The organism is Streptomyces sp. NPDC008092 (genome assembly GCF_042957285.1).
Classification (GTDB): Bacteria; Actinomycetota; Actinomycetes; order Streptomycetales; family Streptomycetaceae; genus Streptomyces.
The window spans coordinates 516,197-539,526 of record NZ_JBIBHY010000005.1; the positions used below are offsets into that span (position 1 = coordinate 516,197).

Annotated in this window: 19 protein-coding genes; 9 read left to right on the forward strand and 10 right to left on the reverse strand. The window is 73.0% G+C overall.

All coding sequences use genetic code 11. The features are described 5' to 3' along the window. Window positions 1-110 precede the first annotated feature (110 nt). From ACFZB3_RS18750 to ACFZB3_RS18765, 4 genes are all read right to left on the reverse strand, one after another. The gene (locus ACFZB3_RS18750; protein ID WP_391376732.1) at window positions 111-1,037 is read right to left on the reverse strand and encodes a hypothetical protein; all 927 of its coding nucleotides are present in this window, start codon (window positions 1,035-1,037) and stop codon (window positions 111-113) included. A 72-nt stretch (window positions 1,038-1,109) separates the two neighbouring features. Next, complete coding sequence (locus ACFZB3_RS18755) at window positions 1,110-1,868, reverse strand: calcium-binding protein (protein WP_391376733.1); 759 nt, start codon at window positions 1,866-1,868, stop codon at window positions 1,110-1,112. A 109-nt stretch (window positions 1,869-1,977) separates the two neighbouring features. Continuing rightward, entirely contained in the window at window positions 1,978-5,094 is a 3,117-nt protein-coding gene (locus ACFZB3_RS18760; RefSeq protein WP_391376734.1) for a sacsin N-terminal ATP-binding-like domain-containing protein, read from the reverse strand. Window positions 5,095-5,436: 342 nt separating this feature from the next. Beyond that, window positions 5,437-6,363 carry a DUF3027 domain-containing protein gene (locus ACFZB3_RS18765; RefSeq protein ID WP_391376735.1) on the reverse strand — a complete coding sequence of 309 codons (927 nt, stop codon included), beginning with the start codon at window positions 6,361-6,363 and terminating at the stop codon, window positions 5,437-5,439. A 601-nt stretch (window positions 6,364-6,964) separates the two neighbouring features. Between ACFZB3_RS18765 and ACFZB3_RS18770 the strand changes: the two genes are divergently transcribed. From ACFZB3_RS18770 to ACFZB3_RS18785, 4 genes are all read left to right on the forward strand, one after another. Further along, on the forward strand, window positions 6,965-8,308 hold the full coding sequence (locus tag ACFZB3_RS18770; protein ID WP_391376736.1) for an MFS transporter: 1,344 nt from the start codon (window positions 6,965-6,967) through the stop codon (window positions 8,306-8,308). 62 nt (window positions 8,309-8,370) lie between these two features. Beyond that, on the forward strand, window positions 8,371-8,844 hold the full coding sequence (locus ACFZB3_RS18775; protein WP_391376737.1) for a DUF2771 domain-containing protein: 474 nt from the start codon (window positions 8,371-8,373) through the stop codon (window positions 8,842-8,844). A 17-nt stretch (window positions 8,845-8,861) separates the two neighbouring features. Further along, entirely contained in the window at window positions 8,862-9,563 is a 702-nt protein-coding gene (locus ACFZB3_RS18780; RefSeq protein ID WP_391376949.1) for a futalosine hydrolase, read from the forward strand. Next, window positions 9,550-10,401: an MqnA/MqnD/SBP family protein gene (locus ACFZB3_RS18785; protein WP_391376738.1), complete on the forward strand. Its 852-nt coding sequence runs from the start codon at window positions 9,550-9,552 to the stop codon at window positions 10,399-10,401. Before ACFZB3_RS18780 ends, ACFZB3_RS18785 begins: the two co-directional genes overlap by 14 nt. A 57-nt stretch (window positions 10,402-10,458) precedes the next feature. Here ACFZB3_RS18785 and ACFZB3_RS18790 read toward each other — a convergent pair whose 3' ends face one another. Beyond that, window positions 10,459-10,842: a cold-shock protein gene (locus ACFZB3_RS18790; protein ID WP_089101875.1), complete on the reverse strand. Its 384-nt coding sequence runs from the start codon at window positions 10,840-10,842 to the stop codon at window positions 10,459-10,461. Window positions 10,843-11,030: 188 nt separating this feature from the next. On the opposite strand from ACFZB3_RS18790, the gene ACFZB3_RS18795 reads away from it, so the two are divergent. Continuing rightward, on the forward strand, window positions 11,031-11,285 hold the full coding sequence (locus ACFZB3_RS18795) for a hypothetical protein (RefSeq protein ID WP_383700879.1): 255 nt from the start codon (window positions 11,031-11,033) through the stop codon (window positions 11,283-11,285). Here the strand turns inward: ACFZB3_RS18795 and ACFZB3_RS18800 are convergent. The 3 genes from ACFZB3_RS18800 to ACFZB3_RS18810 form a co-directional block, all read right to left on the reverse strand. Then, a complete protein-coding gene (locus tag ACFZB3_RS18800) occupies window positions 11,258-11,911 on the reverse strand; it encodes a haloacid dehalogenase-like hydrolase (protein ID WP_391376739.1) in 654 nt (217 codons plus the stop codon). The two genes, ACFZB3_RS18795 and ACFZB3_RS18800, sit on opposite strands and share 28 nt — an antisense overlap. A gap of 292 nt (window positions 11,912-12,203) precedes the next feature. Then, window positions 12,204-13,109 (reverse strand): hypothetical protein, encoded by a 906-nt coding sequence (locus tag ACFZB3_RS18805; RefSeq protein ID WP_391376740.1) that lies wholly within the window; start codon window positions 13,107-13,109, stop codon window positions 12,204-12,206. Between the two features lie 78 nt (window positions 13,110-13,187). Then, the gene (locus ACFZB3_RS18810; RefSeq protein ID WP_391376741.1) at window positions 13,188-14,813 is read right to left on the reverse strand and encodes a substrate-binding domain-containing protein; all 1,626 of its coding nucleotides are present in this window, start codon (window positions 14,811-14,813) and stop codon (window positions 13,188-13,190) included. A 237-nt stretch (window positions 14,814-15,050) separates the two neighbouring features. On the opposite strand from ACFZB3_RS18810, the gene ACFZB3_RS18815 reads away from it, so the two are divergent. The 3 genes from ACFZB3_RS18815 to ACFZB3_RS18825 all read left to right on the forward strand — a co-directional run bounded on the left by ACFZB3_RS18815 (window position 15,051) and on the right by ACFZB3_RS18825 (window position 19,625). Next, on the forward strand, window positions 15,051-17,588 hold the full coding sequence (locus ACFZB3_RS18815; RefSeq protein ID WP_391376742.1) for a helicase-associated domain-containing protein: 2,538 nt from the start codon (window positions 15,051-15,053) through the stop codon (window positions 17,586-17,588). Window positions 17,589-17,669: 81 nt separating this feature from the next. Further along, entirely contained in the window at window positions 17,670-19,307 is a 1,638-nt protein-coding gene (locus tag ACFZB3_RS18820; RefSeq protein WP_391376743.1) for a M6 family metalloprotease domain-containing protein, read from the forward strand. A gap of 9 nt (window positions 19,308-19,316) precedes the next feature. Beyond that, window positions 19,317-19,625 (forward strand): hypothetical protein, encoded by a 309-nt coding sequence (locus ACFZB3_RS18825; protein WP_391376744.1) that lies wholly within the window; start codon window positions 19,317-19,319, stop codon window positions 19,623-19,625. Window positions 19,626-19,666: 41 nt separating this feature from the next. On the opposite strand, the gene ACFZB3_RS18830 is transcribed toward ACFZB3_RS18825, so the two are convergent. Next, the gene (locus ACFZB3_RS18830) at window positions 19,667-20,212 is read right to left on the reverse strand and encodes a hypothetical protein (protein ID WP_391376745.1); all 546 of its coding nucleotides are present in this window, start codon (window positions 20,210-20,212) and stop codon (window positions 19,667-19,669) included. A 232-nt stretch (window positions 20,213-20,444) separates the two neighbouring features. On the opposite strand from ACFZB3_RS18830, the gene ACFZB3_RS18835 reads away from it, so the two are divergent. Continuing rightward, window positions 20,445-22,088, forward strand: coding sequence for a DNA repair helicase XPB (locus ACFZB3_RS18835; protein WP_391376746.1), 1,644 nt, complete (start codon window positions 20,445-20,447; stop codon window positions 22,086-22,088). On the opposite strand, the gene ACFZB3_RS18840 is transcribed toward ACFZB3_RS18835, so the two are convergent. After that, complete coding sequence (locus ACFZB3_RS18840) at window positions 22,054-23,250, reverse strand: glycosyltransferase 87 family protein (protein ID WP_391376950.1); 1,197 nt, start codon at window positions 23,248-23,250, stop codon at window positions 22,054-22,056. The two genes, ACFZB3_RS18835 and ACFZB3_RS18840, sit on opposite strands and share 35 nt — an antisense overlap. Window positions 23,251-23,330: the final 80 nt, after the last annotated feature.

Sequence of the window (23,330 nt, forward strand, 5' to 3'; positions counted from 1 at the left end):
TGATCAGATCCACGAGGCATGCGCGAGGTTGTACGGGCGAGACGTAATCCGGCCAGATTTTATTTCCTTTGCGACCGGATTACGTCTCCTTGGGGTTACTCCCGGTGCTGCTACTTCACGCCGACGTAGTCACCCGTCGCGTTGACCGCCGGGGTGGTGGAGGTGCCGACGAAGGAGAAGCGGTAGTAGCCGTCCACCGTCGCCTTGGTGGTCGTCTTCAGGGTGCCGGTCGAGGACGACTTGATGCCCTTGACGTTGGTGTAGGTGGTGCTGCCCTTCTTGCGGAACTGCAGCCGCACGGACTGGCCGGCGTAGCCGTGGTACTTGCCGTCGTCCCAGTTGGCCCGGGACAGCTTGCCGGTGACCGTGATGGTCTTGCCCTTCTTCACCGGCTCCGGGGCGGCGTCGACCGACAGCTTCGACAGGCGCTGGAGCCTGGTGGTGGCCAGGTTGTCCTGCTCGGCGTAGCCGATCTTGCTCCAGTCGTCGCCGGTCGGGTCCTGGCCGTTGAGCGCGATCGCGAAGCCGATCGCCTTCCACGAGGTGGCGTCGGCGTTGGCGAGCTCGTCGTCCGCGTAGATGTCGATGGTGCCCTTGCAGGTGGCGGTGGTCGCCGAGGTGTCCGTGCAGGTCGGGAAGTCGTCGCCGTAGAGCACGTTCGCCGGGTCGTCGACGCTGCCACGGTAGATCTCGACGTCCATCAGGAAGTCGTCGGCGTGGATGTCGACGTCCGCGCCGTGCGTCACCGTGTAGGTGACCGGGAACGTCCCGTGGGTCGTGGTGCCCGCGACGAGCGGCTTGCCCTTGTTGACCGTCACGGCGGAGAAGGTCAGGTCGAGCGGGTAGGGGTCGCCGGCGTCGTCCGCGGTGGACGAGGTGTACGCCGAGCGGCCGACGGTGCCCTGGTGCTCCTGGACGAGCTTCGCCAGGTCGGCCGGGCTGTACGAGGTGCCGCCGGCGGCCAGTGCGGCCGGCACGGTGAGGGCGGAGAGGGCCAGGGCGCCGGAGACGGCGGCCACGGTGACGCGCATACGCATGTGCTTCCTCGGAGAGAAGAGATGAGAAGAGCAGGCGTGGGGGGTTGGGGGGGTGACCGGACCTGCGGAGGGCTACTTCACGTCGACGAAGTCGCCGGTGGAGCTGACCGCGCCCGTGGTCCCGTTGCCCGCGAAGGAGTAGCGGTAGTAGCCGTCCACGGTCGCCTTGGTCGTCGTCTTCAGGGCGCCCGCCGAGGTGGCCTTGACGGTCTTCAGCGTGGTGTAGGTGCTGGAACTCTTCTTGCGGAACTGCAGCTGCACCGACTGGCTGCCGTACGCGCCGTACTTGAGGGACTCCCAGTTGGCGCGGGTCAGGCTGCCGGTGACCGTGAGGGTCTTGCCCTTCTTCACCGGCTCCGGCGTGGCGTTGGCCGTCAGCTTGGCGGCGCGCTGGAACTTGAACGAGCCCGCCTTCTGGAGCCAGACGAAGTCCCCGTCCTTGGCGTCGACCCATGCGTCGACGTACCAGGTACCGGCGCTCGCGTTGCTGAGATAGTCGACCTTCGGGTCGATCTTCACGCTGGCGGTGCAGGTCGAGGTGGTCGAACTGGCCGCCACACAGGTCGGCTTGGACGTGGTGAAGAAGCCGTAGTCCGGTCCCGACAGCGCGAAGTTGTCGGCGCTCGCGATACCGGAGTTGTCCTTGGCCGTCACCGCGACCTTGACGGTCACCGCGCCGGACGTGCCCACGACCACCTTGTTGTCGCCGTCGACGACGACCTTGGTGATCGCGGTGTCACCGGACCCCCCGTCGGCCTGGGCCACCGGCACCGCGACCGCGCAGAGGGCCAGGGCGCCCGTGGCACAGGCTCCGAAGACTCGTATACGCATGAGTTCCCCACGTTGAGTTGATCAGCGAGTCTTGCTGACTCGCTGATCAGACTTCGAAGGCGGGGGAACGGTTGTACGGGTCCGGAAAGTTGTGTCCGGCCTGTGAAGATCAGTCGAACCAGCGGTCCCGGGCCAGCTCCTCCGTCCGGGACGGGTCCTCCAGGAGGGCCGCCACCTCGAAGCGGCGCGGCCACTGGCCCGCCGCCCAGGCCAGACCGGCCGCCACCCCCTCCAGGGTCGCGGCGTGCAGGACGCCGTCGCCGGTGAGGCGCCAGTCGATCTCGACGCCGTCGACCACCAGTTCCTCGTGTTCGACGTACGTCCGCGGGGTGCGCGGGCCGAGCAGGACGTGCACCGGGTCCGGGACGTCGTGCTCCGTGCCCTCCGAGTCGACCGAACCGGTCACCGACTCGCTCAGCCGCCGCACCTGGAACAGCTCGGCCAGTTCGGCGGCCCGGGACGGCCGTACCGGCAGCAGCGGGACACCGGCCGTGAACGGCAGCAGATCGGGCGAGTCGACGACCACCGCGTCCGCCGCGTCCACGACCTCCACCCGGCCGTCGGTCACCGCCCGCACCTCGTCCGGCAGGGTCACCTGCTCGGGGTCCAGGTCCGCCAGCGCGCCGTACAGCGCGTGCAGTTGGGCGCCGGTGACGGAGAGGTCCGGGTCGGCGAGGCGGTCGAGGAGTTCGGCGGCGCCGCCGGGCTCGTCGAGAAGGGCGGCCACCGAGGTCCGTACGCCCAGCGCCCGCAGCACCTGCTCGTCCTCGAAGCCGGTCGCGTCGGCCTCCTCGTAGAGGCCGCGCAGCAGCGGGTCGCCGCCGGCCGCCAGCAGGCCGGCCGGGCGGCGGCCGTCGAGGACCGGGTGCCCGCGCAGCCACCACGCGGTGTACGGCCGTACGACCTCGTGCGTGCCGTCGGGCAGCAGGATGCGGACCGGCTGGGTGAGGGCGTCGCGCAGCGGCGGCCGGGCGAGCAGGGCGAGGGCCTCGGGCCAGTGGTCCTCGGCCACGAGGTCGAGGTCGCGGACCGCGATCAGCTCGGTGGCGACCGGCGGGACGGGGGTTTCGGGGAAGCGGTCGAGGATGTCCTCGCACCAGACGTCGACGGCGTCGAGCAGGCCCGCGTCGTCGGGTTCGGCGAAGTCGCCCTCGCGGGGCTCCAGTTCGTCCGGGTCCAGGACGACGTCGGTGGCGCGGACGAGCGCGAAGTTCGCGAGGACCCCGCAGGCGGCGAGCGGTCCCTCGCCCCACTTCTCGGCCAGCTCGGCGTCCACTGCCGCCAGTTCGCCCTCCCGGATCACCCGGGCGAAGGAGCTGCCGGGGAAGACCAGTTCACCGGCCGGGGCCGGCTCGCCGTCCTCGTCGGGGAGTGCCAGCGCGCCCAGCCAGGGCTCGTCACCCGGCTCGAGACCGGCGTCCCGGACCAGCGCGAGCACGGTCTCCGCCAGCTCCTCGGCGTCCGGTGCGTCCTCCTCCCAGTTCACGCCCCCCTCGTCGTCCAGCGAGGCCGCGACCGCGGCCCGTACCTGCGGGGTGGTGAGGACCGCGCGGGGGCTCGCGGGGAGGGCGCCGAGCTTCTCCAGGAGCGGGTGGGCGGCGTCCTGGTGGGCGACCTTGAGACCGAGCCGGGCGAGCGTCTCGGGGTCGATGGCGGTCGCGTCCGGGGTGGGCAGCAGGACCTGCCGGGGACCGATGGTGGTCCTGCCGTCCGCGAGCGGCACCGGCAGCCCCGAGAGCCGCTCCGGGTCGACGCCCGCGAGGCTGTCGTAGAGCCGCCACCACCAGTCCGGGTCCTTCTCCAGACCGGCCAGGCGGTCGACGGCGTCGGCGAGCGGCAGCCGGGCGACGGAGAGGGTGCGCAGCTCGACGCGGCGTTCGAGACCGGCGGGCAGGAGTGTCGGCAGCACCTCGGCCAGGACCCGGACGGTCTCCGCGCCCGCGCCCTCCACGATCTCGGCGTCCCGCGGCCGCAGCGCCTCCGGGAGGTCGGAGTCGTCGCTGGCCACGGCGGGCGGCAGGAACGCGGTGCGCGGCAGCCGCTCCAGGATCGCCTGGCGCAGCGCGCCGTCCAGCTCGCCCTTGCCGAGCGGGCCGGGCACCAGGTGGATGATCCCCTCCCCCACCGGCCGCCAGTCGCCGAGGAGTTCGGCGTAGGCGTCGGCCGCGCGCTGCACCAGGAAGTCGGTGAGCGGGCCGGGCGCGGCGTGCCGGCGGGTGGTGTCGAGGGGGAAGGAGGCGATGAGCAGGGCGGGCACGCCGAGGGGCTCGTCGCTGGGGGTGGGGGCGTGTACGACGGCTGCGGTGCGCGGCCGGTCGGGGGCGCCCTGGCCGTCCGTGGGCACGGCCCAGGTCAGCGACCAGTGCGGCCGCAGCCGCTCCTCGACCGGCCGGTCGGCGAGCAGGTCGGGGGTGAGCGGGCCGTGCGCGGAGACGGTGCGCCAGCGGGTCGTGCCGTGCTGCGAGTCCGCCACGACGGTGAGCGCGCCGTCGGTGCTGCGGCGCAGGGTGCGGGTGGTGTCGGCGTTCTCGACCACGACCTCTTCGAGACCGGGGAGGGCGAGGAGCAGGGCGTCGTCCACGGCGTCGAGGAGGCGCTCGGCGAGATCGGCGGCCGCGGTGTCCCGCAACGGCAGGATCACGACCGTGTCGTACGGGTCCGGGGCGGTGCCCTCGGCGGCGAACGGGAGCCGCAGGAGCGGGACATGGCCGTCCCGCCGGCGGATCTCGTCCCCCAGCCCGGGGCTGTGCCGGGCGGTCTCCTCGGCCAGTTCGCGGGCCTCTGCCAGGGACCAGCGCACGCCACCGTGCCGTCCCACGACCGCGGGTTCGTCGGTCACGGCCAGCACGGCGGCGAAGCCGACGCCGAACCGCCCCACCGCCCCCTCGCCGTCCCCCCGCTTCGCGGACGCGCGCAGGGTGGAGAGGGACTCGACGCCGGCCGCGTCCAGCGGGGCGCCGGTGTTGGCGGCGAACAGGACGCCGTCGCGGAGGGTGAGCCGGAACCGTCCGGGCACCCCGGCGCGGGCGGCCGCGTCCGCCGCGTTCTGAGCCAGCTCCACGACGAGCCGGTCCCGGTACCCCCCGAGGACCAGGTCCTCCTCGGCGTTGGCGTCTTCCCGGAACCGTGCGGGGCTGGTGGCCCAGGCGTCGAGGACACCGCGGCGCAGGCGGGCGGTGCCGAAGGGGTCGGCGCCCTCGGCGGCGGGCCGCACGAACTTGCTCACGTTCACTCTCCTCATCGGCGTGAGGAGAAGGTACCGCGCGCCAGGGTCTCACCCGCGCGCCCGCCGGGCTCGCCTGGCCGAGAAACGGGCGCCGGGTCGCGCGTGCGGAAGGGGCGCCCCGGAGGGGGCGCCGGGGGTCTCCCGGCCGAAGCCCGGGAAGGAACCGCGGGACCAGCCACGACGGCACCGCGGTCGCCGGTTCGCCGGCCGGGGTCCACGGTCCCGGGCGCGCTCTCCTGAAGGCGGCGGCCGGCGCGCTCCCGTCGGCGGCGGGGTCCGGCCTGCCGGGGCGTACGTGACGCGGACCGGCCGGGCGGACCCCGGCTGACAGGGCGTCGGCCGCTACGAGTGGCCGAGCTCCGCCGACGTCTCGTCCTCCGTCGCCGGTACCGAACCGGAGTCGGAGGCGGGGCGGAGGGGGAAGGGGTCGACCCGCGTCTCGTCGATGACCGGCGGGGCCGGCTGGGGCGGCTTCGGCATGACCGCGGCCTCGGAGTGGCCGCCGCAGCCGTAGGAGAGGGAGACGACCCGGCCGTCGGCCGGGGAGAACTCGTTGGCGCAGACGCCGAAGGCCTGGCCGAGGGAGCCGCCGATGGGGGTGAGGAAGCCGCAGCTCACGCAGGTCGCGGGGGCCGCCTGCGCCATGGGGGTCTTGGCGCCGAACGACTCCTCCCAGCGGTCGGCGGCGATGTGCAGGCCGTAGCGGGACAGCACCCGGGCGCGGCGCATGCCGAGTTCCTCGGCGACCGAGGCGATCGTGCCCCGGGAGGGGACCGTGGGGAGGTGCGCGGGGGTGCCCGCGGTGACGTCGGCGTCTTCCGCCTCCGCCAGTTCCTCCATCTCCTGCGAGACCGGGGAGTTCGGCTCCGGTCCGTCCTCGCCGGTGTAGCCGGGCTCCAGGCGGAGGTCCTCGGCCTCGGTGGGCAGCAGGTCGCCGGGGCCCATGTCGCCGGGGCGCAGCCGCTCGCTCCACGGCACCCACTCGGGGGCGAGGAGGGCGTCGGGGCCGGGGAGGAGGACCACCTCGTCCAGGGTGACGACCTTGGCGCGGGAGGCGCGGGCCACCGTCACCGCCCAGCGCCAGCCGCGGTATCCCAGCTCCTTGCACTCGAAGAAGTGCGTGACCACGCGATCGCCCTCGGCCACCGCTCCGGCGTGCTCGCCGACCACCCCGGGTGCGGCGGCCTCCTCGGCGGCTCCACGGGCGAGGTCGACGGCCTCGGCGCACAGACGGTCGGGGGTGCGGCTTCGCGTTGTCGCTGCGCTCACAGGTATCGCTTCTCTCCTACGCCGTCTCACGAGTGCGGTTGCCTCCGGCGGTGGGGCGGACGGAGCGGACCTGTGGGCCGCATCGACGTCCGCGTCCGATCGCGCTCGGGCGCACCTGTGCCATCCATTCTGCTTTATGGCTGAGATACGCACGCTACCCCGTCGCCGGTGGATGGGGACAGTCCGGCGTGCGAGCGGGGAGGGGGAGAGCCGACGGGGGTGGGGTGCGGGCCGGTTTCGGGGCGGGGGCGGGGTGGGTTTCGGGGTGGGGGCGGGGTGGGTTTCGGGGTGGGCGCGAGGGAGGTGTTCTGAAGGCGGGGGGTGTTTTTTTTCGGGGTGGTGGCGGGTTGTGGGACGGGTGCGGGTGGGTGGGGGCTGCTCGCGCAGTTCCCCGCGCCCCTTACGGGGCGCTGCCCAGCCGCGTCCTACATACGGCGGCACCTGGCAAGCGCCGGTAAGCGAAACTCCCCGCCCCCGGCCTGCTGGCGACTCGCTTGGTCACAAAGTGCACTAGGAACAGCACTCTCAGGGCACTATGAAGCACGTGGCAACCGCGAGGTCACCCCAACGGGCTGTCGGGGTCGGTAGCGGTGCGGGCCGGATGCGCGGTGCCGTCCGCTCGGTCGGCCGTGCCCTGCACCTTCCGGTGACCGGTACCGCCCGTTCCATCCGCAAGGCCACCCACGCGCACGGCGCCGGCGAGTCCGGGCTGGGGAAACTGATCGAACTGCACGCGGTCAACGGCGCCGGTGACGTGATGATCACCGTCGCGCTCGCCTCGACCGTGTTCTTCTCCGTGCCCACCGACGAGGCCCGCGGCCGCGTCGCGCTCTACCTCGCGATCACGATGGCACCCTTCACCGTCCTCGCCCCGGTCATCGGCCCGCTGCTCGACCGGCTGCCGCACGGGCGCCGGGCCGCGATGGCCGGCGCGATGCTCGCCCGGGCGCTGCTCGCGCTGATCATCGCGGGCGCGGTGGCCGGCGGCGGCCTGGAGCTGTATCCGGCCGCGCTCGGGGTGCTGGTCGCGTCGAAGGCGTACGGCGTGGTGCGCAGTGCCGTCGTGCCCAGACTCCTGCCGCCCCGGTTCTCGCTGGTGAAGGCCAACTCGCGGGTCACCCTCGCCGGGCTGCTGACCACCGGCGTCGCCGCGCCGATCGGGGCCGGGCTGCACGCGATCGGCGACCCGTGGCCGCTCTACGGCGCCTTCGTGATCTTCGTGGCGGGAACCTTTCTCTCCTTCTCGCTGCCGCCCAAGGTCGACTCCGCGAAGGGCGAGGACGTGGCGCTGCTCGCCGCCGACGAGGAGCACCTGCACGGCCCGCACCGCAAGGACGCGCGGCGGCCGGGGCTGCGGACGGTCGGGCCCGCCGTCACCCATGCCCTCGGCGCCAACGCGGCCCTGCGCTGCCTCTCCGGCTTCCTGATCTTCTTCCTGGCGTTCCTGCTCCGCGAGCACCCGCTGACCGGCGAGAGCGCGGCCGTGTCGCTGGGGATCGTGGGGGTCGCGGCGGGCGTCGGCAACGCGCTCGGCACGGCGATGGGGTCGTGGCTGCGCTCCCGGGCGCCGGAGATCATCATCGTGGCGGCGGTGGCCGCGGTGCTGGGCACGGCGATCGTCGCGGCGCTGTTCTTCGGCGCGTTCCTGGTGGCCGTGCTGGCGGCGATGGCCGGGTTCGGGCAGGCGCTGGCCAAGCTCTCCCTGGACGCGCTGATCCAGCGGGACGTGCCGGAGCTGGTGCGCACGTCCGCGTTCGCCCGTTCGGAGACGCTGCTCCAGGTTGCCTGGGTGTTCGGCGGCGCGGTGGGCATCGTGATGCCGCTGAACGGCACCCTGGGACTGGTGGTGGCCGCCGCGATCGTGGCGGCCGGCTGGCTGGCCACCCTGCGCGGTCTGATCGGCTCCGCCCGGCACGGGACCCACCCCCGCCCGCGAGTGGCGTAACGAACCGGGCACGCCGTACCCCACATGGGGAGACGGCCCGGACCGCCCGATAGCCTTCGGCCATGACCACGCTGCACTCCCGCTCGCGACGCCGCCGCGTCGTCGCCGCCGCCGGCGCCGTTTCCGCCGGACTGCTCGTCCTGTCTGCCTGTGACAAGCCGACGCCGATCGCCACGATCACCGTGGGTACGAACTCGGTCAACTCCGAGGCCACCTGCTACAACGACGGCAAGGCCCTGGACACGGCCTCCCTCACGAAGTGCCTGAAGGACACCGGGATCAAGTCCATCAAGGTGGACCCGGACGACACGGTCCGCTTCGGCGTCGACCCGAAGATCGCTGACAACGGCTGGACGATCCTGATGAACGGTCAGGCGCTCACCGACTCCAGCTCCAAGACCTACCGCACCATCCCGGGCAGCGTGTTCTTCAACGCCCAGTACGGCGCCTCCGGCAACTCGACCCTCGTCTCCATCAAGGAGGGCGACAAGTCGGTGCTGGGTCTGTGGTCCTTCAAGCTCAAGAAGGACGCCTGACCACGTCCGCCGCGCGGATCCTCGTGACCACCGCGGTCCCGGCCGAACGGGACGCGGTGGCCCGGGCGTTCGCACCTCCGGAAGAGGTGCGGCTGCCGGCCGCGACGCTGCTGCGCACCGCCGGCGGGTACGACCTGATGGCCGCCGGGGTCGGTCCGGCCCTGGCCGCCGCCGGCACCGCGACCGCCCTCACCGCCGCCGCTCTCGACGGCCACCCCTACGCGCTGGTCGTCTCCGCCGGGATCGCCGGCGGTTTCCAGCCGGAGGCCCCGGTCGGCTCGCTGGTCGTGGCCGACGAGATCACCGTGGCCGATCTGGGCGCGGAGACGGCCGACAGATTCCTGCCGGTCACCGAACTGGGCTTCGGGACCGTCAGCCACCATCCGCCAAATTCACTCGTACGAGTGACGGCTCAGGTCACCGGAGCCCGCCCCGGAGCGGTACTCACCGTCTCCACGGTGACCGGGACCGCCGCCCGCGCGGCCGAACTGCGCACCCGGCACCCGGGCGCCCTCGCCGAGGCCATGGAGGGCTTCGGCGTCGCCGAGGCGGCCGCCACGCACGGCGTGCCCGTGCTGGAGCTGCGCGCGGTCTCCAACCCCGTCGGCCCCCGCGACCGTGCCGCCTGGCGCATCGGCGACGCCCTGGCCGCCCTGACCGAGGCCTTCGGGAAGCTCGTGCCCGCCCTGGAGAGTTGGAACCCACATGACCACCGCTGACCCGCTGCGCATCGCGTACTCGCCCTGCCCGAACGACACCTTCGTCTTCGACGCCCTCGCCCACGGCCGGATCCCGGGCGCACCCGCGCTCGACGTGACCTTCGCGGACATCGACATCACCAACGGCATGGCCGAGCGCGGCGAGTCGGACGCGCTGAAGGTGTCGTACGCCGTGCTGCCGTACGTCCTCGACGAGTACGCGCTGCTGCCCTGCGGGGGCGCGCTGGGCCGGGGCTGCGGGCCGCTGGTGCTGACGAGGGAGGCGGGCGCGGACCTGACCGGCCGTACGGTCGCCGTGCCGAGCGAGCGGTCGACGGCGTACCTGCTGTTCCGCCTCTGGGCCGCGGACACGCTCCCCGGCGGTGTCGGCGAGATCGTGGTCATGCCCTTCCACGAGATCATGCCGGCCGTGCGGGACGGGAAGGTCGACGCGGGGCTCGTCATCCACGAGGCGCGCTTCACGTACCAGAACTACGGCCTGCACAAGCTCGCGGACATGGGCGAGCACTGGGAGAACACGACGGGCCTGCCGATCCCGCTGGGCGCGATCATCGCCAAGCGGTCGCTGGGCGCGGAGCGGCTCACCCGCCTCGCCGCGGCGATCCGTGCGTCCGTCCACGCGGCCTGGGACGATCCCGAGGTCTCCCGGCCGTATGTCATGGCGCACGCCCAGGAGATGGACCCGGCCGTCGCCGACCAGCACATCGGGCTCTACGTCAACGAGTTCACCGCGGAACTCGGCGAGGACGGTTACGCGGCGGTGCGCGGACTGCTCACCCGCGCGGCGGCCGAGGGACTCGTCCCGCCCCTCGGCCCGCACGCACTCGATTTCCCCTGAAAAACGCCCGGGGCTTACCGCTTCCGAGAGGCATATGCCTCATGCGCGGCTCCCCGGCTACACGTCCAGCTGGTCCGCGACCGCGCGCAGCAGCCCGGCGATCTTCGATCCGGCGGCCTTGTCCGGGTAACGGCCGCGCTCCAGCATCGGCGTGATGTTTTCGAGCAGGGTCGTCAGGTCCTGCACGATCGAGGCCAGCTCGTCCGGCTTCTTGCGCTGGGCGGCGGCGACCGACGGGGTGGGGTCGAGCAGGACCACGGACAGCGCCTGGTCACCGCGCTGACCGGCGACGACGCCGAACTCCACGCGCTGGCCCGGCTTGAGTGCGTCGACCCCGTCGGGGAGAACCGAGGAATGGACGAAGACGTCACCGCCGTCGTCGCGGGAGAGAAAGCCGAAGCCCTTCTCACTGTTGAACCACTTGACCTTGCCGGTAGGCACGTCTGTCCTCGTCCTCGTATCTCGTCGGAAACTGCTCGGAAAACTTCTGAATGCAACAGCTCTGGAACGGGCCTTGATAGCACTGGGGCGGGTCGACCACGACCCGCCGGTACCAAGGCTAATGGTCTTCGGGCGCGTGACAAGACGTCGCCCGGTTGTTCCTTCGGGCAGGGAACTACCCTGGTCGAGTGCGTGACAAAACCCAAGCGAATTCCGCCGGGCCCGGTGACCGACTGGTCCGTACCGGCGCCGTGGTCTTCTTCATCGGTACGGTGGCCACACTCGTCACCGTGATACCGCTGTTCCTCGGTGCGAAGCCTTTTCCGACGTACATGTACCTGCTGAGCATGCTCATGGGCGTCGGCTTCCTGGTCGCGGCCGCCGGAGTGCTCCAGTCGGTCGCGGCCGGACGCCGTCAGGCGCGGGAGGCGTCCTCCCGGTAGCCGCCCTCGCGGTACCCGGCCAGCCAGGCGGGCAGCTCGGTGAGATCCGCGAGCACCACGTCGGCGCCGGCCGCGCGCAGCTCCTCCGCGTCGCAGGGCCCGGTGGCCACCGCCACCGACAGGGCTCCCGCCTTCCGCGCCCCGCGTACGTCTCCGACGTGGTCGCCGACGTACGCGCCCGCGGCGTGCTCGCGCAGCGCCACCGCCTTCTGCTCGGCCCACAGGTCGCCGACGACCGCGTCCGGGACTATGCCGAGGTGGCTGAGGTGGAGCTTCGCGTTGGGCTCGTACTTCGCGGTGACCACCACGCTCTTCCCGCCGGCCGCCCGCACCGCCGCGATCGCCTCCCGCGCACCCGGCATGGCCGGCGTCGCCGCGATGGCGATCTCCGGGTACATGGCCCGGTACAGATCACTCACCTCCGCGATCCGCCCGGCCGGAAACCAGTGCACCAGCTCGTCGGCGAGCGGCGGCCCCAGCCGGGTCACCGCCAGATCGGCATCGATGTACGTCCCGGTCCGCTCGGCGAGCGCCAGATAGGTGGCGTGGATGCCCGGGCGGGAGTCGATGAGGGTCATGTCGAGATCGAAGCCGACGGTGAGGGGGCGAGAAGTCATATGCGCCATTGTGCAGGGGAGGGGGTGGCCGTGGGTGGGCTGGGGACGCTCGCGTGGGTGGGGGCTGGGGCCGGGGGTAGGGACGCTCACCGGCGCTTGCCGGGTGCCTCCCCCAGCCTTCGGCCGGGGGGACCCCCAGCGCCCACCCGTGCCGCCCCAGCGGCACGACTGCCCGCGGCTATATGAGACACGGCTGGAGAGCGCCCCGTAAGGGGCGCGGGGAACTGCGCGACCAGCCCCCACGCACCCGCAGCCGCCCGACAACCGACCGCCCCACCCCCTACCGCGCCCGGCCCACCCCCTACCGCGACCTCTGCGACCGCCACACCACATAAACGGCCGAGGCCAGCGCAGCGCCCCGTACCACCCACGGCCACGTCTCCCCCACCGCACCGCTCATCTGCCCCTCGGCGATCGGCGCGCCCCAGCGCCCCGCGCTGCGCCCCCACAGCCACACCAGGCCGGCCGCGACGGACAGCCCCGGTACCCACATCACGGCCAGCTTCGTCTCCGCCGGGGTGAGCCGTCGGGAGCCGTAGGCGATGGCCCAGCCGAGGACGAGCGCGAACCAGTTGCCGAGGACCGCGCCGGCCACGAGCGCGGCGGCCGCGAGCAGCAGGAGCGGGTTGCTCCAGCCCACCGCGGGACGGAGGCGGCGGCGTCCGGACGGCGCGGCCTCCTCCACCGCGGGGGCCGCCTCCGGTTCGGCCGGCTCCTCCGCCGGCTCCGGCTTCCGCAGCCGCGGCCTGCTGAGCAGTTCGGGGATCTCCACTCCGCCGACGAACCCCGGCACCCCGTCCCCGTCCCCGAACGGGCTGCTGTCCACCCGCCACCAGTCGGGCGGCGCCGTGGGCCCGTCCGGCTCCGCGGGCCGCGGGCGCGGTACGCCGCGCCGTACCTCCCCGGCCGGTGCCGGAGGCTGTGCGTCCCGCTGGACGGGGACCGCGCCCGACGGCGGCTGCGGTGCACCCGGCTCCGTCGTACCGCCCGCCGCCTCGACGACCTCGTCGGGCGTGCCCAGCCGGTCCAGGATGCGCCGTACCGCGGCGGGGCTGTCGACGGTCGCCTTCGCCCGTTGCCGGTCGATGTCGTTGCGCAGGCCGGAGACCAGCCGCATCCGCTCCGCCGACGACAGCTGGCGCTGGTGCGCGATGTCGCCGACGCGGCTCAGATACTCGTAGACGACCTGATCGCTCTCGATACCCACGAAGTCCCCTCCGGGGCCGGTGCGTTGCCCTGACAACTTGGATTACCCCGTCGGGACGACGGTAGCGCAGGTCATGGCTCAGGTCGGCCGGCACACCAGCGGGTAGCGGGTCTCGGAGCAGGGGCGGTTGCCGTACTCGCGCAGGATGTCCTTGCCGCCCTGGTCCGTGAGGTAGCGCAGGAAGGCCGCGGCGATGGAGCCGGCGGGCGGTTCGCCGTAGGTGTAGGCGTACTCGGTCTGCCAGTACGGGTACGTGCCCTGTTCGACGCCTTCGAGGGTGGGCGGCATGCCGCCGACGTCCAGCTTGACGAGGTTGCCGGCCGGCACGCTGCTGACCTCGCTGTAGCCGAGGCCGCCGGGGTCGGCGCTCACGGCGTCCAGCAGGCTGTCGGTGGTGGTGACTTCGCAGACGCCGTACTTGTCGGAGCCGAGCGCCGCGCAGTCGTTGACGTCGGCCTCCGGTACCGGCTTCCCCGCGAGGACGCGTTGTTCGAGGGCGTTGCGGGTGCCGGAGCCGCGGTGGCGGTTGATCAGGTGGACGGGGACGTCGTGGCCGCCGACCTGGGACCAGTTCCTGACCTTGCCCGCGTAGAGGTCGCGGATCTGCTGGAGGGAGAGGTTGTGGACGTCGGCGGCTTCGTTCACGACGAGGGTGAACAGGGAGTAGACGACCGGCCGGGGCAGCAGCTGGGCGTGGTTGCCCTCGGCCGGGCCGTCGGTGAAGGCGATGTGGTCGCCGAGTCCCGCGTCGCCCTTGATCCCGGCGGCCTTGCCGGCCTGCTGAAGGGTGGTGAGGCCGTCGGTGCTGCTCTGGAAGGTGCCGTCGTCGATGGGGATGTCGGCCCCCTTGGCCGCGCACAGCTTGGTGTACTGCCTGGCCGCCGCCGTCACCGCGGGCGCGAACGCGGTCGAGCCCGACAGGTGCAGGGTGCCGCCGACGCAGTCCAGCGGGGCGGGCTTGGCGGGGAAGAACAGGGTGAGGCTCGCCTGGACGAGGACCGCCGCCGCCAGCAGGGCCAGACCGCCCACCGCCGGCCGGGAGGCGAAGGTGTGGCTCTCGGTGTGGGCCAGCTTGAGCCGGGCCAGCCAGCGGACCCAGGCGAAGGAGTGGTCCATGCCCCCGGTGACCGCGGCCTGGAACTCCGGCGGCGGGAAGGGCGCGTGCTCGCTGCCGCCCCGCCGCTCAAGGACCGCCAGGATCTTGTAGTGGGCGCCGGGGTTCAGCGTCACCTTGGGCAGCCGGATGACGCCGACGCCGTCCTCCCAGTCCTTTCCGAAGCCGTCGGTCTCCTGGGTCCTGCCGTCGCGGGTGGTGACGAAGAAGTGCCGGAGGGTGGGCTGGCTGAGTTCGGTGACCGCCATGCCGACGACCCGGCGGTCCCGGAACAGCACCCGGATCCCGGTCCTGTCGTCGGGCGGCGTCAGGTAGTCGCCGGGGACGATCTCCCGCCAGCCGGCGTTCTCGATCCGCACCAGCACGAACGAGGGTTCCACCAGCTCGTGGCCGTCGTCCCGCATCCTCGCCAGGACGTCGGCGCTCGGTGCGTGCGCGGTGTCCGTGGCCAGGGTGTCCATCTGGAGCCGGTAGCCGAGCCGCTTGCGGCGGATGACGACGAACTCCCAGAAGAACGCCAGCACGGGGATCACGACGCTGAAGATCGCGACGACGTTGTTGAAGTTGAGATCGACGCCGAGCGTTCTCACGACCGCATCCCCCGAATCGTCGTGTCCCACCGCGTTGTTGACATCGCGCGGTGGTCAGGGAGCCCAGGGTGACGACCGGGTGCCGAGCGTTGCCAGAGGTGCCGCGATCCTCCCGCTGAAATTCATTCGCCGGACATCTGCGCAACGTTCTGTTCGCCCCGTGGCTGCCCCTTACACAGAAACGGCCGGGGGACGGGTGATCCCGGTGCCCGCCCCGCACCCGCTACCGTGGGTCGGATGAGCAACCCGGCCACCCCGCCGCGTTCCCTCGCGGAGGCGCTTCGGGCCAGGGACGACGCCTCCCTGGCCGTACTGCTGCGTGCCCGCCCCGACCTCATCACCCCCGTCCCCACCGACCTGACGCAGCTGGCCACCCGGGCCGGCACCCGCGCCTCGGTGCTGCGCGCGCTGGAACGGCTGGACCGCTTCGCCCTGCAGACCGCGGAGGCGCTGTCGGTGGCCGGCGACCCGGCGTCGTACCAGGAGCTGCTGGGGCTGATGGCCGGGGACGGCGAGGACCCGGCCGTCGCCGGCGAGCTGCCGCGGGCCGTGGCGGCGCTCCGCGACCAGGCGCTGGTGTGGGGTGACGACGACCGGCTGCGGCTGGTGCGGACCGCGCGCGAGGTGCTCGCCCCGTCCCCGCAGCACCCGTCGCCGACCGGTCTCGGCCCGACCGTGCGGGAGGCCACCTCGGGGATGTCGCCGGGCCGGATCCAGGAGATCGTGGCCGCCGCCGGGCTGCCCTCCACGCACGACCCGGTCTCCGCTGTGGACGCGCTCACCAAGCTGTTCGGGCACCGGAAGAAGATGGCGAAGCTGCTCGCCGCCGCGCCCGCCGAGTCCCGCGAGGTCCTCTCCCGGCTGGTCTGGGGGCCGCCGTACGGGCAGGTCACGCCCGAACCGGCCGCCCATCTGCGCTGGCTCCTCGACCGCGGCCTGCTGCTGCCGACCGCGCCGGGCACGGTCGTCCTCCCCCGCGAGGTCGCCCTGCACCTGCGCGAGGGCCGGGCGCACCGTGAACCGGAGCCTGTGCCGCCCGCCGTGGAGCCGGCCGCGGCCCACCGTCCACAGGTTGTGGACGCGACCGCGGCCGGGCAGGCCTACACCACGCTCGCGACCGTCGAGGAGCTGCTGAAGGACTGGGACGAGGGCGGCCCCGCGGTACTGCGGGCCGGCGGCCTGAGCGTCCGGGACCTCAAGCGGACGGCCGTCGCCCTGGACGTGCCCGAGCCGGTCGCCGCGTTCTGGGTCGAGCTGGCCTACGCGGCCGGGCTGCTCGCCTCCGACGGCGAGGCCGACGAACGCTACGCGGCCACCCCCGCCTACGACGAGTGGCTGGACCGGCCGCCCGCCGAACGCTGGGCCCAGCTCGCGGAGGCCTGGCTCACCGCGACCCGCACCTCCGGGCTGGTCGGCGGCCGGGACGCCAAGGACCGTGCCCTGTCCGCGCTCGGCCCCGGCCTCGACCGCTCCGCCGCGCCCGAGGTACGGCACCGGGTGCTGACCCTCCTCGCCGCGCTCCCGGAGGGCACCTCACCGGCCGCCGACCCGGTGCTGGCCCGGCTGCGCTGGGAGCGCCCGCTGCGCGGCCCCCAGCAGCACGGCGACGACCTGCGCACCCGGCTGGCCCGCTGGACCCTGTCGGAGGCCGAGCTGCTGGGCGTGACGGGCCGCGGGGCGCTGTCGGCGCACGGCCGCACGCTCCTCGGCGCACCGGCCGTGGAGAAGACGCCCGGCGGGCAGGCGGCGGAGCCGTCCGGCCCCGGCGACAAGCTCCCGGTGCGCCACCACCACCTCGCCCCCGCCCTCGAACCCCTCTCCCCGCCCGAACAGGCCGTCGCCACCGCCACCGCCGGCCGGCTGCTCGCCCCGCTCCTCCCCGAGCCCCTCGACCACGTCCTGCTCCAGGCCGACCTGACCGCGGTCGCCCCGGGCCCGCTGCGCCGCCCGCTCGCCGACGCGCTGGGCGTCCTCGCCGACGTGGAGTCGAAGGGCGGCGCCACGGTCTACCGCTTCACGCCCGCCTCCGTCCGCCGCGCCCTGGACGCCGGCCAGACCGCCGCCGACCTGCACGCCTTCCTGACCACCCACTCCCGTACGCCGGTCCCGCAGCCGCTCGCCTACCTGATCGACGACGTGGCCCGCAGGCACGGACACCTGCGGGTGGGCGCGGCCTCGGCGTACGTCCGCTGCGACGACGACAGCGTCCTCAACGAGATCATGGCCGACAAGCGCGCGGCGGGCCTGCGCCTGCGCCGCCTGGCCCCGACGGTGCTCGCCACCCAGGCCGACCCGGCCGCCCTCCTGGAAGGCCTGCGCGCGATGGGCTACGCGCCCGCCGCCGAGTCCGCCGAGGGCGACGTCCTGATCACCCGCGCCCACGCCCACCGCACCCCGCCGCGCACGGCTCCCGAGCCGGTCCCGGACGGCCCGCCGCCGCCGGACTCCACCCTCCTGGCGGCGGCGATCCGCGCGATCCGCGCGGGCGACCTCGCCGCCACCGCCCCGCGCAAGTCGGCCGGCGCCGCGGTCAGGGGCGGCGAGCTCCCGCGCACCACCGCCGCCGAGACCCTCGCCACCATGCAGGCCGCGGTGCTCACCGGCGACACCCTCTGGATCGGCTACGTCAACGCCGAGGGCACCGCCAGCCAGCGCGTCATCGCGCCGATCCGCGTGGAGGGCGGCTTCGTCACGGCGTACGACCACACAGCGGACGAGGTCCGCACCTATCCCCTGCACCGGGTGACGGGCGTGGCGGAACTCGCGGAGGAGTAGGTGATCATCTTGCAGGCCGTGCACCTGCATGCGTCACTGGCGTAGAAACAACCAACACATCCCTTTTTGGGAGGATTTGGAATGGTTGACCTTTCCACTTCACGGGACTCCACGGTCGCCGTCTGGTCGGAATTCTGCGCCATCGCCCCCAGCCCGGAACTCCGCGGCCGGATGCAGCAGGAACTGGAGCGGGTCCGCGGCGAGTCGGACGTGGCGAGTCTGTTCCGCCTAGGCGGCAACCCCCGCAGGTTCGGCTACGGCGACGGCGTCAACATGCCGCCCGAGGCGTTCGCCCCGGGGACGTCGCTGGAGGCCATCCGCGCCACGGCCGCCGCACGGACCCCGCTGACCGGCACGGTCCGGGTCGTCGTCGTCCTGGCGGACTTCACGGACAAGCCGATGACGGCGGACAACGAGCACTTCGAGAAGCTGTTCTTCTCACAAGGCGAGCTCCCGCACGGCAGCGTCCGGGACTACTACCGTGAAGTGACCCACGGCCTGGTCGACATCGTCGGCGAGGTCATCGGCCCGGTCCGGATGCCGCAGAAGCTCTCCTGGTACGCCAACAACAACTTCGGCATCGGCAAACCGACCGGCGAGCCGCGCGCACAGATCCTGGCCCGGGACGCCGCCGTCGGCGCCGACCCGCTCATCAACTACGCCCCGTACGACAACGACGGCAACGGCTTCGTGGACGCCTTCATCGTCGTGCACTCCGGCCCCGGCGGCGAGGCCACCGGCAACCGGGGAGACCTCTGGTCGCACAAATGGGTCCTGCCGAACGCGTACAACGCCGACGGCGCCCAGATCTTCGGCTACCTCACCATTCCCGAGGACGCCAAGATCGGGGTCTGCGCCCACGAGCTGGGCCACCTGCTGTTCGGCTTCCCCGACCTGTACGACATCGACGGTTCGTCGGAAGGCATCGGCAACTGGTGTCTGATGGCCGCCGGTTCATGGGGCGGCGACGTCCCCGGCGAGCGGCCGGCGCATCCGTCGGCCTGGTGCAAGATCCAGCAGGGCTGGGCCAAGGCCGTCAACGTCACCAGCAACGGGCAGCTGTCCGTCCCCGACATCAAGAACGGCTTCGAGGCGTACCGGCTGTGGACCGACGGCATGCACGGGAAGGAGTACTTCCTGATCGAGAACCGGCAGCAGACGGGCTACGACAAGTCGCTGCCCGCCTCGGGCATGCAGGTCTGGCACATCGACGAGAGCCAGCGGGACAACAGCAACGAGAACCACTACATGGTGGGCCTCGTCCAGGCGGACGACCAGCGCGACCTGGAGTCCGCGGCGAACCGCGGCGACGCCGGCGACGTCTACCCCGGCAGCACCGGCAACAGCTCGTTCGGCCCGTCGACCAAGCCCAGCTCCCGGTCGTACGCCGGCACCCCGACCGGCGTCTCGGTCACGGACATCTCGGCGCCCGCCGCCACGATGACCGCGTCGGTGTCGGTCTCGGCGGGGGTTCCGGTACGCGCGACCGCCCCCACCGCCGGCGCCAGGCGGGACACGGAGGACGTGCCCGGGCTGGTCAAGACGATCCACGACCTGCAGGAACGGCTCGCCACGCTGGAGCAGGCCGTCGCCCCCTGGGCCGGCGCCGAGGCCTATCTGGAACAGGCCGTGCGGTCGGGCAAGACGGGCACCCCGGAGTCCGTCAAGGCCGGGAACGGGTACGGCGCCCGTCCGGGCGAAGGCCCGCGCCACCGGTGACCGCCGGCCATGGTGCAGGTGGTCGAGAACCGCACTGATCTGACCGCGCGGCTGGTCACGACCGAGCCGCACCCGCGGCTGGCGGGCTGGGACCTGGCGGAGGTGGACGTACTCGGCGCCGAACCGGTGGCCGGATACGCCGACCTGCTGTCGGGCAGCATCGGACAGCGCCTCCCGCTCGCCGTGCCCAGCCCGCTCCTCGCGGACGCGGTGCCCGGGTCCGTCCTGCGCGCCCGGGCCAGACTGGCCGCCCCGGGCGAGGCGATGGTCGAGAAGAACCCCACCCCGGGCACCTTCGCCGTCGAACCGCCGGGCTGAGGCGATGCCGCCTCCTGAGGGGCCGGTCTCCGGCCGGCCCCTCAGCAGTACCGCACCGGCGCGTCCGCCGGCAGGCCGAAGTGGGTGCGGGCCGCGGTCCGCAGCCCGCCGGACGTCATCTCCCGGTCGAGGCGGGACGCGGCGTAGCGGCTGAAGTGGCTCTCCTCCCACTCGCCGTAGCCGTCGTCCTCCGGCGCCTGCTCCTCGGAGACGACGCGGTAGCCGCCGCCGGCCGGGTCCCGCTCCAGCCGGACCACCTCCGGTATCTCCGCGCCACCGCACAGCACCAGGGCGCCGGCGTGCTCGCCGTACTCCTCGCACAGGGTGTTGACGCCGGCCCGCACCCGGCCCCCGCTCTCCTGGAGGTCCAGCGCCTCGGCCCGGCAGAACCACCGCGAGCGGAGCGCGGGCTCGCTCTCCCCGGCCCCGGTGCCGGCGGACTGCGTCACGAGCCGCGCCTCGATCGCGGGGCGTATCTCGGCCCACAGGCCCGCGTCGACCGCGCTCGACCCGCGCGCCCACACCCCGGCCGCCACCAGCACCACCACGGCCCCCGCGCCGGTACCCCAGATGCGTACGGACGTCACCCCAGCCTCCCCACCGAGCCGCGCTCAGCCGCGCCTCCCTCGGACATGACACCCGAAACGGACCCAAGGTTGCACAGGACGATCAGATGCATCCTAAAGACAGTCATGAGCGGTGCACGTTCCGTCGAACGGCGAAGGTGATCGCTCGCCCATGAGGCACACTGGAACTTTGGCCCGTGACGATGGCCGCCATGGCGATGGCCGCACGGTCCGAACGGAAAGGGTGCAGCGCGTGAATGGTCCGTTGATCGTCCAGTCCGACAAGACCCTGCTCCTGGAAGTCGACCACGAGCGGGCCGACGACTGCCGCCGGGCCATCGCGCCCTTCGCCGAGCTGGAGCGGGCGCCGGAGCACATCCACACCTACCGGGTGACCCCGCTGGGGCTGTGGAACGCGCGGGCGGCCGGGCACGACGCCGAGCAGGTCGTGGACGCGCTGGTCGAGTACAGCCGCTACCCGGTGCCGCACGCCCTGCTGGTCGACATCGCCGAGACGATGGACCGGTACGGGCGGCTGACGCTCAGCAAGCACCCGGCGCACGGGCTGGTGCTCACCACCACCGACCGGCCCGTCCTGGAGGAGATCCTGCGCTCCAAGCGGATCGCCCCGCTGGTCGGCGCCCGGATCGACCCGGACACCGTGGCCGTGCACCCCTCCGAGCGCGGGCAGATCAAGCAGACCCTGCTGAAGCTGGGCTGGCCCGCCGAGGACCTCGCCGGGTACGTGGACGGGGAGGCCCACCCGATCGAGCTCGCCGAGGACGGCTGGGCGCTGCGGCCGTACCAGAAGCAGGCCGTGGAGAACTTCTGGCACGGCGGGAGCGGGGTCGTCGTCCTGCCCTGCGGGGCCGGGAAGACCCTGGTCGGGGCCGGGTCCATGGCGCAGGCGAAGTCGACCACGCTGATCCTGGTGACGAACACCGTCTCCGCGCGGCAGTGGAAGCACGAGCTGGTGAAGCGGACCAGCCTCACCGAGGACGAGATCGGCGAGTACAGCGGGACCCGGAAGGAGATCCGGCCCGTCACGATCGCCACGTACCAGGTCCTGACGACCAGGCGGAAGGGCGTCTACCCGCACCTGGAGCTCTTCGACTCCCGCGACTGGGGTCTGATCGTCTACGACGAGGTCCATCTGCTGCCGGCTCCTGTCTTCAAGTTCACCGCCGATCTGCAGGCGCGCCGGCGGCTGGGGCTGACGGCCACCCTCGTGCGCGAGGACGGCCGGGAATCGGACGTGTTCTCCCTCATCGGGCCCAAGCGGTTCGACGCCCCGTGGAAGGAGATCGAGGCGCAGGGCTACATCGCACCCGCCGACTGCGTGGAGGTGCGGGTGAACCTCACGGACTCGGAGCGGCTCGCCTACGCCACCGCCGAGACCGAGGAGAAGTACCGCTTCTGTGCGACCACCGCGACCAAGCGGAAGGTCACGGAGGCGATCGTGAAGCGCTTCGCGGGGCAGCAGATCCTCGTCATCGGCCAGTACATCGACCAGCTCGACGAGCTGGGCGAGCACCTGAACGCCCCGGTCATCAAGGGCGAGACCTCCAACGCCCAGCGCGAGAAGCTCTTCGACGCCTTCCGCGAGGGCGAGATCAGCGTGCTGGTCGTCTCGAAGGTCGCCAACTTCTCCATCGACCTGCCGGAGGCGACGGTCGCCATCCAGGTGTCCGGCACCTTCGGGTCAAGGCAGGAGGAGGCCCAGCGGCTGGGACGCGTGCTGCGCCCCAAGGCCGACGGCCACCAGGCCCACTTCTACTCGGTCGTCGCCCGCGACACCATCGACCAGGACTTCGCCGCCCACCGGCAGCGGTTCCTGGCGGAGCAGGGGTACGCCTACCGGATCATGGACGCGGACGAGCTGCTGGCGGAGGGCTGAGGGTCCGCCGAGAGGCCTCCGGGAGGGCGGTGCCGGACCGCCGCTCCGGCAGGGTGCCGCCCCGCCGCCGCAGGGCGAGCGCGGCGCACGCCAGCAACGCCAGCCCCAGCAGGGGGTACGGCGACGCCCACGTCTGCTGCCACCACGGCAGATGCAGGTCCAGGTCGCCCTGGTGGGGCACCAGCCACATCGTGCGGGCCGTGAAGACCAGCGCCGCCGCGGCCGCGAGGAGGGTCCGCCCCTCGGCCAGCAGGACCGCCAGCAGCGGGACGCACCACACCCAGTGGTGGGACCAGCTGATCGGGCAGACCAGCAGGGCCGTGAACGCGGTGAGCAGGATGCCCCAGCGGTCGGAGCGGGGCGTGCGGGGAGCACGGGCGCGGCACGTGCGGGTGGCGAGCCACAGGCCCGTCACCGCCGTCGCGGCCGCGGGGAGCGCCCAGACCAGGCCCGGTGCCGCCGTACCCGTCACCCTTGCGGCCAGGCCCTGGAGCGACTGGTTGTCGATGATCCAGGCCTTGCCGACCCGGCCGGTCTCGAACAGTCGCCGCGTCCAGAAGTCCGCGGTGGCCGCCGGGAGGAGCAGAGCGCCGAGCAGGGCCGTGCCGGCGAAGGACGCCGTCGCGGTGGCCGCCTCCTTTCTGCGTGCGGTGAGGAACAGGTAGGCGATGAAGATCGCCGGGGTGAGTTTGACGCCCGCCGCGATGCCCAGGGCCAGGCCCTTGGCGCGGGCGCCGGGCGGGCGGGTGAGGTCCCAGAGGACCAGGCCGGTGATCGCCAGGTTGACCTGGCCGAAGAGGAGCGTCTGGAAGACCGGCTCCAGCCAGAGGGCGAGTGCGGTCGCCGCGCACAGCAGCGGGAGGGGTGCCGTGCGGCCGGCCAGACGGGCGGAGAGGGCGATGAGCCAGGCGAGCAGGAGCGCGTTGCCCGCGAGGAACACCGCTTTCAGGGCCGGGACGGGGATCCAGGTCGTCGGGACGAACAGGACCGCCGCGAAGGGCGGATACGTCGCCGGCAGCCGCCACTCGGTGACCGTGAAGCCGTACAGGTCACCGCCGTGGACCACGGCTTCGCCCTCGGCCCGGTAGACCAGCAGGTCGGCCATCGGGGCGCGGAGCAGGATGCAGAGGGCGGCGAAGGAGCAGAGGGAGGCCGTGAGCAGGGCGAGGGACAGGAGGAGAGGCAGGGGCGAGAAGGACGCGGAGGCGGGAGAGACGAGGGAGACAGAGGAGGCGGGGGGTG

Excerpts from the sequence above, each read along its gene's own strand:
- ACFZB3_RS18750 (WP_391376732.1), bottom strand. The coding sequence starts at position 1,037 with ATGCGTATGCGCGTCACCGTGGCCGCCGTCTCCGGCGCCCTGGCCCTC.
- ACFZB3_RS18755 (WP_391376733.1), bottom strand. The coding sequence starts at position 1,868 with ATGCGTATACGAGTCTTCGGAGCCTGTGCCACGGGCGCCCTGGCCCTC.
- ACFZB3_RS18770 (WP_391376736.1), top strand. The coding sequence starts at position 6,965 with ATGCGCGGTGCCGTCCGCTCGGTCGGCCGTGCCCTGCACCTTCCGGTG.
- ACFZB3_RS18775 (WP_391376737.1), top strand. The coding sequence starts at position 8,371 with ATGACCACGCTGCACTCCCGCTCGCGACGCCGCCGCGTCGTCGCCGCC.
- ACFZB3_RS18785 (WP_391376738.1), top strand. The coding sequence starts at position 9,550 with ATGACCACCGCTGACCCGCTGCGCATCGCGTACTCGCCCTGCCCGAAC.
- ACFZB3_RS18800 (WP_391376739.1), bottom strand. The coding sequence starts at position 11,911 with ATGGCGCATATGACTTCTCGCCCCCTCACCGTCGGCTTCGATCTCGAC.
- ACFZB3_RS18815 (WP_391376742.1), top strand. The coding sequence starts at position 15,051 with ATGAGCAACCCGGCCACCCCGCCGCGTTCCCTCGCGGAGGCGCTTCGG.
- ACFZB3_RS18820 (WP_391376743.1), top strand. The coding sequence starts at position 17,670 with ATGGTTGACCTTTCCACTTCACGGGACTCCACGGTCGCCGTCTGGTCG.
- ACFZB3_RS18825 (WP_391376744.1), top strand. The coding sequence starts at position 19,317 with ATGGTGCAGGTGGTCGAGAACCGCACTGATCTGACCGCGCGGCTGGTC.